Source organism: Chloroflexus sp., assembly GCF_034432675.1.
Taxonomy (GTDB): Bacteria; Chloroflexota; Chloroflexia; order Chloroflexales; family Chloroflexaceae; genus Chloroflexus.
On sequence record NZ_DAOUBI010000223.1, the window covers coordinates 1 to 10,705 of the forward strand.

At 56.6% G+C, this 10,705-nt stretch carries 13 protein-coding genes; 7 read left to right on the forward strand and 6 right to left on the reverse strand.

All coding sequences use genetic code 11. The features are described from left to right. Nucleotides 1–290 precede the first annotated feature (290 nt). From VAE55_RS16520 to VAE55_RS16550, 7 genes are all read left to right on the forward strand, one after another. The gene (locus VAE55_RS16520) at nt 291–2,345 is read left to right on the forward strand and encodes a serine carboxypeptidase (RefSeq protein ID WP_322816823.1); all 2,055 of its coding nucleotides are present in this window, start codon (nt 291–293) and stop codon (nt 2,343–2,345) included. Continuing rightward, nucleotides 2,342–3,145, forward strand: a complete 804-nt coding sequence (locus VAE55_RS16525) for an alpha/beta hydrolase (RefSeq protein ID WP_322816824.1) — start codon at nt 2,342–2,344, stop codon at nt 3,143–3,145. Before VAE55_RS16520 ends, VAE55_RS16525 begins: the two co-directional genes overlap by 4 nt. Nucleotides 3,146–3,180: 35 nt before the next feature. After that, nucleotides 3,181–3,555 carry an ATP-binding cassette domain-containing protein gene (locus VAE55_RS16530; protein ID WP_322816825.1) on the forward strand — a complete coding sequence of 125 codons (375 nt, stop codon included), beginning with the start codon at nt 3,181–3,183 and terminating at the stop codon, nt 3,553–3,555. Continuing rightward, complete coding sequence (locus VAE55_RS16535; protein ID WP_322816826.1) at nt 3,533–3,997, forward strand: hypothetical protein; 465 nt, start codon at nt 3,533–3,535, stop codon at nt 3,995–3,997. Before VAE55_RS16530 ends, VAE55_RS16535 begins: the two co-directional genes overlap by 23 nt. A gap of 208 nt (nt 3,998–4,205) precedes the next feature. Next, nucleotides 4,206–4,370, forward strand: coding sequence for a hypothetical protein (locus VAE55_RS16540; protein ID WP_322816827.1), 165 nt, complete (start codon nt 4,206–4,208; stop codon nt 4,368–4,370). Between the two features lie 13 nt (nt 4,371–4,383). Next, the gene (locus tag VAE55_RS16545; RefSeq protein ID WP_322816828.1) at nt 4,384–4,872 is read left to right on the forward strand and encodes an ABC-2 family transporter protein; all 489 of its coding nucleotides are present in this window, start codon (nt 4,384–4,386) and stop codon (nt 4,870–4,872) included. Nucleotides 4,873–4,910: 38 nt separating this feature from the next. Beyond that, nucleotides 4,911–5,696 carry an ABC transporter permease gene (locus VAE55_RS16550; protein WP_322816829.1) on the forward strand — a complete coding sequence of 262 codons (786 nt, stop codon included), beginning with the start codon at nt 4,911–4,913 and terminating at the stop codon, nt 5,694–5,696. A gap of 75 nt (nt 5,697–5,771) precedes the next feature. Here VAE55_RS16550 and VAE55_RS16555 read toward each other — a convergent pair whose 3' ends face one another. The 6 genes from VAE55_RS16555 to VAE55_RS16580 form a co-directional block, all read right to left on the reverse strand. Beyond that, the gene (locus tag VAE55_RS16555) at nt 5,772–6,257 is read right to left on the reverse strand and encodes a PaaI family thioesterase (protein ID WP_322816830.1); all 486 of its coding nucleotides are present in this window, start codon (nt 6,255–6,257) and stop codon (nt 5,772–5,774) included. Between the two features lie 25 nt (nt 6,258–6,282). After that, entirely contained in the window at nt 6,283–6,882 is a 600-nt protein-coding gene (locus tag VAE55_RS16560) for a class I SAM-dependent methyltransferase (RefSeq protein WP_322816831.1), read from the reverse strand. 15 nt (nt 6,883–6,897) lie between these two features. Continuing rightward, complete coding sequence (gene smpB / locus VAE55_RS16565; protein ID WP_012259157.1) at nt 6,898–7,380, reverse strand: SsrA-binding protein SmpB; 483 nt, start codon at nt 7,378–7,380, stop codon at nt 6,898–6,900. A gap of 3 nt (nt 7,381–7,383) precedes the next feature. Further along, a complete protein-coding gene (locus VAE55_RS16570) occupies nt 7,384–8,862 on the reverse strand; it encodes an O-antigen ligase family protein (RefSeq protein ID WP_322816832.1) in 1,479 nt (492 codons plus the stop codon). Next, nucleotides 8,852–9,829, reverse strand: a complete 978-nt coding sequence (gene glpX, locus VAE55_RS16575; protein ID WP_322816833.1) for a class II fructose-bisphosphatase — start codon at nt 9,827–9,829, stop codon at nt 8,852–8,854. Before glpX ends, VAE55_RS16570 begins: the two co-directional genes overlap by 11 nt. A 120-nt stretch (nt 9,830–9,949) precedes the next feature. Beyond that, entirely contained in the window at nt 9,950–10,369 is a 420-nt protein-coding gene (locus tag VAE55_RS16580; RefSeq protein WP_322816834.1) for a hypothetical protein, read from the reverse strand. Nucleotides 10,370–10,705: the final 336 nt, after the last annotated feature.

Below are 10,705 nucleotides of genomic sequence, written 5' to 3' on the forward strand. Positions count from 1 at the left end.
TACGGCAATCCATCCAGCACGTGTTGGCACGGCTGGAGCGGTGCACTGTCACCAGGCCAGTCGCCCACAACAGCATCCATGGCGATCATAACCGCTGGTACACCCGTGGTTGACACCAGGTATGGGTAATGCATAGGTACTGTTTCCAGGGGCGGCTGGAGGTGTGCGGCGGATGTGTGCGCTCCCAGGGACGGTATCGCGGGTGTAGAGATCACGACGCCATCACGCGATTCTGAACGCCGGGCTGTTACAATCTGGTATACTGACGCCAATAGCGCGAGGAGGCGGTTATGAAGCGAGTTGTCAGTATCAGTCTTGGCTCATCACTCCGTGATTATCAGATCACGGTGAAGGTTTTAGGGCAGCATGTCGAGGTGCGTCGCATCGGTACGAACGGCGATGTTGCGCAAGCTATGGCGCTGGTACGCGAGTTTGATGGCAAGGTAGACGCTATCGGACTCGGTGGTTTAACACCAGTTTTTCGCATCGGTCGGGCACGCTATCCCCATCAGGAAGCCATCCATATCGCAGCCCAGGCCCAGCGAACGCCGGTCGTTGATGGGGGTGTGGTCAAGGCGACGCTTGAGCGCTGGGCGATTGCGCAGGCAGTGCGCCAACTTCCTTCATTGCTGCGTTACAAGCGGGTGCTGATTACCAGCGGCGTTGAACGTTATCAATTGGCCGCTGCTATCAGTCAGTACGAACCGGAGTTGCGCTTCTCCGATCCGATCATTCACGCCGGGATTCCTTTTCTGCCACCACCACGCTCGCTCGAACAGCTTGAACTCTACGCGGCAACTGCGTTACCGATCCTCGCCCTTCTCCCCTATCGCTTTATCCATCCGGTGGCGCTCGGCCAGGAAGGTTTTGACAGCCGTGCCGTTGACCTCTTCCGCTGGGCGGATGTGATTGCCGGCGATTTTGCCTTCATTCGGCGCTTTGCCCCCAACGATCTGACGCGCAAGACGATTATCACCGATGACCCCTCACCTGCCGAGATCGAAGATCTGCGGCGACGCGGCGTAACGACGCTGGTGACGATGACGCCACCCCTCAGTAATGAGCGGCCCTTCCTCGCCGCCGATGCGCTGGAGGCGGTGATTACAGCGATTACCGAGAGCACGCGCCAACCGGGAGACGCTGAGGTGATCGACTTTATTACGGCAGCCGGTTGGGGGCCGACGGTGCAAGAGTTGCACCCGCGTCCCAAGCCGCGCTTCGCATTCGTTATTCACCCGCTGCGTACCGAACTTATCGCCAATCACAAATGGTTCCGTTGGACACGCTATATGCCACAGCGCCTGGTGGAGCTGGTGGCGGCTCATTTCCCGCCCCTTTACCTCTCGCGCATCTGTGGCATTCGCTCGAAGGCCACCGGTGAAGAGGTTGAGGGGATTCTGTTGACGCTGGGAACGACACCGCGTGAGATGATGCGCCGTCCGCCCGGTTTTACCTATCGCCGATTGATCAAGGCGGCCCGGATGGCGGAACGGATGGGGGCGCAGATTATGGGGTTGGGAGCCTTCACTTCGGTTGTCGGTGATGCCGGTATTACGGTGGCGCAGAAGGTGGATATTGGCATTACATCGGGCAACTCGCTGACGGTGGCCGCGACGCTGGAAGCGGCCAAGCAGGCGGTAGTGCTGATGAAGGGAGGACGCCCTGAGCGGATACGGGCAGTCGTGATCGGTGCCACGGGTTCGATTGGCGCAGTCTGTGCCCGCTTACTGGCCCAGGCCGTCCACGATGTGGTTCTGGTGGCACCACGCGCCGAACGTCTGATCGCGCTCAAGAAGCAGATCGAGGCCGAGACGCCGGGCGCACGGGTTGTGGCCGCGACCTACGCCGATGCCTACATTGGTGATGCCGATCTGATCATCACAACCACCAGCGCCCTGACCGGTAAAGTGATCAACATCGACAAACTCAAACCTGGTGCGGTGGTCTGTGATGTGGCCCGTCCGCCAGACGTGAAGGAGGAAGACGCCCGGCGGCGCCCTGATGTGCTAGTGATTGAAAGTGGTGAGATTGTATTGCCGGGCGAACCGGATTTTGGCTTCGATATAGATATGCCGCCTGGTACAGCCTACGCCTGTTTGTCAGAGACGGCGCTGCTGGCGATGGAAGGTAAATTTGAAGACTACACGCTAGGCCGTAATATCGAGATCGAACGGGTTAAGGAGGTCTATCGGCTGTGGAAGAAGCACGGTCTTGAATTGGCCCGCCTGCGCTCGTTTGGGGTCTACGTGACCGATGAGATGATTGCCGAAAAACGTCGCTTGGCCGAAGAACGTCGTCGCCAATTGGGCTTGCCCGCCGAGAAGGTGCTGGATCAATCATCGTGAACCTTGGATCAATTGAATGGATCACAGTGCAACCGCAGTCACCCCAGCCGGTACCCCCTGTCGTGCTGGTACACGGTGCCTGGCATGGGGCCTGGTGCTGGACTGAGCAAGCCATCCCTGATCTGGTAGCACGTGGCTTGACCGTACACGCGATCAGTCTTCGTGGTCATGGCCGTAGTGCGCCTGCCGGTTCGTTAACGACAATCTGTGATTATGTGCACGATGTGCAAACGGTGGTGCGCAAACTTCCTCAACCACCGCTCATTGTAGGCCATAGCTCCGGTGGGTATGTCGTGCAATTGCTAATGAGTGGGCGTTGTGGAACAGTGCCGCCGTTGGCCGGGGCTGTGCTGCTATGCAGCTCGCCGGTGTCGAGTCCCACCTACTTTTTGCGCCGTATGCGTGAGCGGACACCAATGGTTGACATTCGCGCCTTGCTACGCCGGGAAGCAGAGGCGGTACGGGCTGCGCTGTTTCGAGCGGATATTGCGCCAGCCGATCTCGAACGTTACCGCCGGCAATTGGTGCGCGAACCGCCACTTGTAACCTTAACCAGCATGGTTATTCGCCCCCGCCCGCTGCGAGTGCAGGTACCGGTGTTGGTGATTGCTGCTGGGAGTGATGCCATCTTCGATGTGCCCGCTCAGCAGGAGCTGGCAGCGGCGTATCGCGCCGAACTCATCGTGATCCCTGAAGCTGCACATGATCTGATGCTTGACCCGGCCTGGCCGCTGGCAGGTACTGCGATTGCATATTTTGCCGCTACCCTTCACCGATCCGCACCCTCAACTCCAAGATAGAAGACGATACCCAATCAGGTATCGGGAGATATTGTATGAACGTAGCTACCGAACCGGCCATTGTTGTCCATCAATTGAGCAAAATCTACGAGGTTCCTGAGCGTGATCCGGGTTTACTGGCCGCAGTGCGTAGCCTGTTTCGACGGCGGGTGCGTGCCATCCCGGCGGTGTCCGATGTCAGTTTCACCATTCAACCGGGTGAAGTGGTTGGGTTTCTTGGTCCGAATGGGGCCAGGAAAACGACTACCCTCAAGATACTAACCGGCCTACTCCATCCAACCGCTGCTGATGTGCGTGTCTTCGGGTACATTCCATCTCGCCGCAAACCGACGTTCTTGCGCCGGGTTACACTGGTGATGGGTAATCGCAACCAGTTACAGTGGGATCTTGCCGGCACTCGATTTGGTTGAGCTGCTACGGGCAATCTATCGCTTACCACCGGCAGTATTTCGGGCGATGTGTGATGAATTGATTGAGTTGCTCGAAGTCGGCCATCTGGTGCGCAAAGCGGTACGAAATCTTTTGCTCGGTGAGCGGACGATAGAGCGGCGGATTCGGGCGTTGGTGGCTGAATCCAATCGACGTACCGGGGCAATAGTATTGCTCACCAGTCACTATATGACAGGTGTCAAGGCGCTCTGTCGGCCGGGTGATTGTGTCTATCACGGGCCAGTCCTCTTCGATGGGCCACTGCAAAATCTGGTCGATCAGTTTGCTGCCTATCGCAAACTGATTGTAACGCTCAGCGAAAGTGGGAGTGATCTGTCCCGCTTCGGTGAGGTGATCGATCAGGATGGCCTGCGTTACACCTTGCGCATCCCGAAAGAGACGGCTCCTGCAGTGAAGGCCTAGATTCTGGCCGAAGTACCCGTTGCTGATGTGACGGTTGAGGAACCGCCTATTGATATGTTATTGAGCAGGTGTTTGCGGTAGGTGTGAGTAATTGAGACCTGTAAAGGCGACATATGTCTGGACTTATCGATTTTTATCGGGCCGCAATAAAATAGGCAATCCTGGTGTAATTTCAGTATTGGGCGGCCAACTATTTTTACATGTCGGTATGATCAGTGAGTCGATCATCTATCTGGTGGTTTGGAGTGTGATTGCGGCTGCGCAGGGTGGGACGGTCGGCGGGTATGATGTCGGTTATTTCGTCGCCTACTATATTTTCTGGACGCTGGTACGCAATATGAATATCGTCTTCACGCCATACGGTTGGGAGTAGCGGATTCGTACCGGTGAATTGTCGACAGTGCTGTTGCGTCCACTTCATCCATTGCACTCTGTTCTGGTTGCCGATTGCCGCACTTCTGGCGTGGCTCTTTCGGCCAACCCTCGCTCCAACCTGGCTTGAGATCGCAGTATTTGCCGTCGCCATCTGGAGTGCGTTTCTCATCCGCATGATGTTTCTCTGGTTGCTGGGCCTGATTTCCTTCTGGACGACCCGCGTGGCGGCGATCTACGAACTCTTCTTTGCCTTTGAATGGTTTCTCTCCGGGCGCATCGCACCGCTAGCGCTCTTCCCTGAGTGGGTGCGCACGCTGGCCGATTGGCTGCCATTTCGCTGGACGTTTGGTTTTCCTATCGAGGCTCTGATTGGGCAATTAAGTGTCGCCGGTTTGATCGGTGGCCTGGCGATGCAGGCATTCTGGATACTTCTCGGTCTGGAATTAGTAATATTGGTTTGGCGCAGTGCCGTGCCACGCTACACGGCGGTTGGTGGTTAAGCAAGGTGTTGTTGTAGCAGAGAGATGAAGGGCGTGGCATGGAGCTGGTGCGCTTAATTGCCATCTTTGCCCGTGTTGGCATCCTCAACGAGAGGCAATACTGGGTTAATTTCTTCTTTCAGATGCTGGAGTCGGTGATTAGTCTGGCAACCGGGCTGATCGGTCTGGGACTGGTCTTTCAACACACCACCATTCTGGCCGGCTGGCAACCGGCGGAATTGCTGGTCGTGATGGGGATTTACGTGCTGATGAGTGGCATCGTGCAGGCGGTGATTCAGCCGAATATGTTGCGGCTGGCGCAGGATGGGCTTGAGGGCAAGCTCGATTATGCCCTCACGAAACCGGTCGATAGCCAGTTGCTGGTGAGTATTCGGGAATGGCAGGCGTGGCGCTTCACCAATGTCGTATTGGGCTTGCTGGTGGTCGGATGGGCGCTCGTCTCTTTGCAGGCAAGTGTCAGTTTGGGGCAGATCGTGCTCTTTGTCCTTATGCTGGGCTGTGGGGTAGTGGCACGCTATGCTTTCTGGCTGATTCTGGCCACGACCAGTTTTTGGGTCATTCAGATCGAAAGTTTGATCAATTTGTTTGAAGGTATTTTCGCCGCCGGACGCTGGCCGACCAGTATCTACCCTGGCTGGTTGTGCACACTCCTGACCTTTCTGGTACCGGTTGCGTTTGCAGTCACCGTTCCGGCAGAAGCGCTCACCGCTCGTTTGAACAGTTCAACGCTGGCATTAGCGGTTGGCGTGAGTTTCACCCTCTTCTTGCTAGCGCGTCTGCTGTGGCGATGGGGTATCCGTCGCTATAGTGGTGCCAGTGCCTGAAGCTATGATAAGCGTGATGCGGTTGCCGGCAATAATGCCCGTGTGGACAACGGTATCACGCTGGTAGGTCGTAGTCTATTTGTTGTGCTGATCGCGCAGATCGGCAAGCATACGTTCAGGTATCTGCACGGCAACCACTTCACCCTGCACCGTCGTTTCGCCATCAACCTCGATCCAGGCTTCGATCACCACCTTACGTCCCGCCATCTCTTTCACGCGCCCGTGAATGATCAGCTCAGGACCGAGTGGGGTGGGACGCAGAAAATTCACCCGTAACGATGCGGTTACGAAGCGCAGATATGGCGCAGTTCCCGGCTCACGTCCGGCGGCAGCGTAGGCCGCGGCGGCTGCGGTGCCGGTGCCGTGGCAGTCGATCAGCGAGGCAAGCAGCCCACCGTAAACATAACCGGGTATTGCTGTATAGTATGAACGGGGCGTGAAACGGGCGATGGCTTCGTTACCGTTCCACACACTCTTGATATGCAAACTATCGGGGTTAAGACGACCACAACCGTAGCAGTAGCTCAATTCATCGGGGTAGGTGTCTTGAATAGCTTTCATGGGCTGTCCTGTGCAACATCGCAGATCACGGTCGGCGGAGATAGATCCAGGCTGAGGGGCCGCGTTGCCCCATGACGACAGTTTCACCGGGGACAAACTGCTCGATAATAAACCGCTCCTGGAGCGCTGCCATGAGTAGGTTTTGATCGACTCTGGTTTTCAGCATGTGTGCATCAGGCTTTGTCGCGTCGCTGAGATGGACGAAGAACGCGAACAGGCCGCCGGGCTTGAGGAGGCGGCGCACTTCATCGAGATAAGCGTACAATTCCGGTTCGCTAAAGCCATGGCCGCAGCCGACATCAATCGCCAGATCGTAGGGTTCGTTCAGAAATGCCAGATTAGTGGCATCAGCCACGAAGAGACGTACCCGGTCACCAACTCCGGCAGCCGCCACGCGCTCTTGCGCCATGGCGATGGCTTCTGGAACAAAATCGACCCCGTCAACCTGCCAGCCTGCGCGAGCCAGCCAGACACAAGCCCGCCCGGTGCCACAGCCGAGGTCAATAGCCCGGCCAGGTGGTAACTCCTGACTGAGTGCAATGATCTCAGGCGGTGGATCGGGGTGATCCCATGGAATCTCACCGGTCAGATAACGCTCACGCATGCGCTGAAAACGGTCAGCCATAGTACAGAACCTCTGTTACAGATCGTGTCGTGCCCGTTTCAAGGCCCGATCAATATCACGGGCCGCATCGCGCCGGGCAATATCCTCGCGCTTATCGTAGATCTTCTTCCCACGTGCTACACCAAGCTCGACTTTAGCACGGCGTCCTTTGAAATAGACCTTCAGCGGTACCAGGGTCATCCCCTTCATGCGCACCAGGCCATTGAGGCGGTTGATTTCACGTCGGTGCAGCAGCAGTTTGCGTGGACGCATCGGATCGTGATTGAAGTATTTGCCCGACTGCTCGTAAGGCGCAATGTGGGCATCATACAGGAACACTTCATCATCGATCACACGGGCAAAACTGCCGCGCAAGTTGACCCGTCCGGCGCGCACCGATTTAATTTCGCTGCCGGAGAGGACAATGCCCGCTTCAATCGTCTCTTCAATATCGTAATCGTGTCGCGCCTTACGGTTCTCGGCGACCACACCAGGGTGTTTATGTTTTGTTGCTGTCACGTCTCACTCACTCAGAACAGAAACTGACGACGGTACCGGTTGGGGATCGTTGATCAACCATTCAATCGCACTTCCCAGGCCAATCGTAGCCCAGAAGAGCGCCGCCATATGACTGAACTCGATATTGAAAAAATAGTGATCGGCCAGCCCTACGGCCAGTGCGGCGACAATGGCCCCCTGGCAGCCTAGCAACCAGCTCGATGCTTCCTCATCGAGGGCCGGTAACATGCGAAGGCTACGGACAAACCAGAGACCGATCAGACCAAGAAATACTGCCAGGCCAACCAGACCCATCCGTTGACCAATCGCCAGGTAGATGCTACTCACACCAGCAGAGAGATCAAGATCGGGCGCCTGACCGAAGCCAATGCCAAACATCGGATAACGCTGAATGATTGCAATAGCATTGGCGTATTCGTCGAGCCGCATCTGTTGGGCCTGATCACGAAACTGTACGCCGGAGAGCACACGGTTCATAAACTCGTCGGCATAACCCAAACCAAAGAGCAGCACGGCACCGAGAACACTTACTGCCAGCATATGACGCCAAAGCCGACGGTAGCGCACAGTGGCCAGGAAGGCCGCGGCAATGATCAAGCCGAAGAGGGCTGCCCGCGAAAACGTTAACAGGAGCGTCAGCACCTGCACGCCGCCAACCATTGCCAGCATCCAGCGCGGTAAGATGGGGCGCGGCGCTGCTAATTGGGTGAGGGTGAGTACTGCTACCAGGGCCAGCATCCCGCCAAAGCTGTTCGGATCGACGCCGAAACCGATGGCACGTTCCAGCCCATTCGGGTCATCTTCCACATACCGCAACACACGGCCATCGGTCGGATACCCGATCCGTCCCAGCGCAACCAGCAGTTGGAGGGCCATCGCGTCGGGCAATACCCACACGATCAATCCGATCAGTGCTGAAATACCGCCCACGATGATGAGAGTACGAACGATCAGGTAGGCAGTGGAGCGGTCGCGTACACAATTGATCACTGTGAAGTAGCAGATGACACCAAGCACAAATTTCGCATAATTGTGAAGTGTTTGCGGGTCTGGTAAGCCACGAGCACCGAGCACCAGTGAAAAGAGCGTCAGCCCAAGAAAGCCAATTAGGGACAGGCCAAGCGAACCGAAGCGTACATCATATACATCAGAGCGGGCCAGGGTACGTAAAAACCAGACCGCATTCAGTGCCACCAACACCAGAGTCAGAAAGTTGGGCGTAATGATTGCCTTAAACGGCAGCGTACCGAACGGAATGATCGTCGCCACTGCCAGTACCGCAATCAGTCCGGCCCGGACACTGACCAGCAGGGCTGTGGCAACAAAAAGCGCCAGCAGACCGGCGATAGCGTAGAGCGGTCCGAAGGCCGTGACACCACCAATAAGACTGCCGGTGACCAGGGCCAGACCGGCAGTAAGCAGCGGTGATTGGACAATACGGTCGCGCAACGATAAGGGTTGCGCAGAAGGATTAATGAGCATACGGCATATCAGAGATGCGCATCAGCTTATCCCAGCGGTGCATTGCCTCGATATGGCGTACCGTTCCTGAACGAGAACGCATGACCACGCTGTGCGTGCGGGCACCGCCACCAAAATATTCTACACCACGCAGAAACTCTCCCGACGTGATCCCGGTTGCTGCGACGACCACATTCTCGCCGCGCACCAGATCACGGGTTGTCAGTACCTGTTTCGGGTCAAGACCCAGTTCGACAATACGCGACCGCTCTTCATCGTTGCGGGGCCAGACCTTACACTGAATCTCGCCACCCAGACATTTCAGCGCGGCGGCAGTCAATACCGCTTCGGGAGCACCACCGATTCCCATCAGAATATCTGCGGGTGGATTCTCAATACTTGTCATAATACCGGCACTCACATCGCCATGGGGAATTAATTTAATGCGCGCACCGACCTCACGAATCTGGCGGATCAAATCTTTGTGGCGTGGACGGTCAAGTACGACTACCGTCACATCTTCCACCTGTTTATTGAGGGTGCGGGCAACGGCGCGGATATTGTAGGCGACCGGGGCATTGATGTCAATCACTCCCTTTGCCCGTTCGCCGACGGCCAGCTTGTCCATATACGGGATACCGCGCCAGTTATAGAATGAATGGCGTTCAGCGACGGCAACAATCGCGATAGCGCCGGGCATACCCTCAGCCAACAGGGTTGTGCCCTCGACCGGATCAACCGCTACATCGATCTCTTCCCCTTCGCCGTTTCCAACGCGCTCACCGATATACAGCATCGGCGCCTCGTCCTTCTCTCCCTCGCCGATGACCACAATCCCGTTCATTGGCACACTATTCAGCGCCATGCGCATAGCATCAACCGCGGCCTGATCGGCGCTGTTTTTATCACCGCGACCCATCCAGCGTCCGGAGCGCAGAGCAGCAGCTTCAGTTGCGCGCACCAGATCCATCCCAAGGTTACGCTCCATCGCGCACCTCCCTCCTCACATACCGGCAATTCCCTCGCAAAGGCGCGCCAGTTTTCGCCTTCCTGTTGTCCTGCATTGTAGCATAGATGAACTGGTGACCTGCGAAACGTAGAGCCTCTGCTATTTCTGGTTTTGATCACCGATGATGATTGTGCTGCCACTGACATTCCCGCCAATCGTAACCGAACGGTCGCCGGAGACGATGACGTTCACTCCCGCATGCCGAATCTGACCCAACAGGCTTGTCAGTTCCGCCGCTAATGTAGGGTCGTCGGCCAGCAGTTTCTTGAGTTGTTGTCGGAATGTAGCCTGCGCATCAGGATCATTGGGTGTTTTGGCAACATCTTCTGCTGCTTCCTGGGCAGCAGCTTTACCGGCGATCTTCAGTTGCAGCTTCTGCCATAACACTTTCGCCCAGTTCCATCCCTCGGTACTCAGGTTCTTACCCGCCTCTTCGGCGGCAGTTTCACCGGCTTTGAGTAAATAGGGGAGAAAAGGGGCTAGAAAGGCGACCAGTTGTTGCAGCGCTTGTAGATCCATGGACGACTCCTGTGCTTCCTTCAGTTGGCTGATACGATGATGATTCATTATAGCTACTTTTATCGCGGCTTACTGCAAAAAATCACCATCTTGTGCGATGGTGATACACCGTTCACCAACGACAGCTTATCCTACCCCTGACCCATTGGCAGTGCGCAGTTCCGGTCGTGCCGGCATACGCCAGATTGGTTGTCTTTCTCGCCTGTCGTACCCGTGTCGCAGAATTTGGAGTGCGGCAGCCCTGCTGCCGCACCAGCCGTGCTTTGGGTCAGGTGCGTGTCACGCGGTTGACCGTGCTGGTCACGGGTGTGCGGTGTGTGCTCGTTACGACCATAG

Excerpts from the sequence above, each read along its gene's own strand:
- VAE55_RS16520 (WP_322816823.1), top strand. The coding sequence starts at position 291 with ATGAAGCGAGTTGTCAGTATCAGTCTTGGCTCATCACTCCGTGATTAT.
- VAE55_RS16530 (WP_322816825.1), top strand. The coding sequence starts at position 3,181 with ATGAACGTAGCTACCGAACCGGCCATTGTTGTCCATCAATTGAGCAAA.
- VAE55_RS16540 (WP_322816827.1), top strand. The coding sequence starts at position 4,206 with ATGATCAGTGAGTCGATCATCTATCTGGTGGTTTGGAGTGTGATTGCG.
- VAE55_RS16550 (WP_322816829.1), top strand. The coding sequence starts at position 4,911 with ATGGAGCTGGTGCGCTTAATTGCCATCTTTGCCCGTGTTGGCATCCTC.
- VAE55_RS16555 (WP_322816830.1), bottom strand. The coding sequence starts at position 6,257 with ATGAAAGCTATTCAAGACACCTACCCCGATGAATTGAGCTACTGCTAC.
- VAE55_RS16560 (WP_322816831.1), bottom strand. The coding sequence starts at position 6,882 with ATGGCTGACCGTTTTCAGCGCATGCGTGAGCGTTATCTGACCGGTGAG.
- VAE55_RS16570 (WP_322816832.1), bottom strand. The coding sequence starts at position 8,862 with ATGCTCATTAATCCTTCTGCGCAACCCTTATCGTTGCGCGACCGTATT.
- glpX (WP_322816833.1), bottom strand. The coding sequence starts at position 9,829 with ATGGAGCGTAACCTTGGGATGGATCTGGTGCGCGCAACTGAAGCTGCT.
- VAE55_RS16580 (WP_322816834.1), bottom strand. The coding sequence starts at position 10,369 with ATGGATCTACAAGCGCTGCAACAACTGGTCGCCTTTCTAGCCCCTTTT.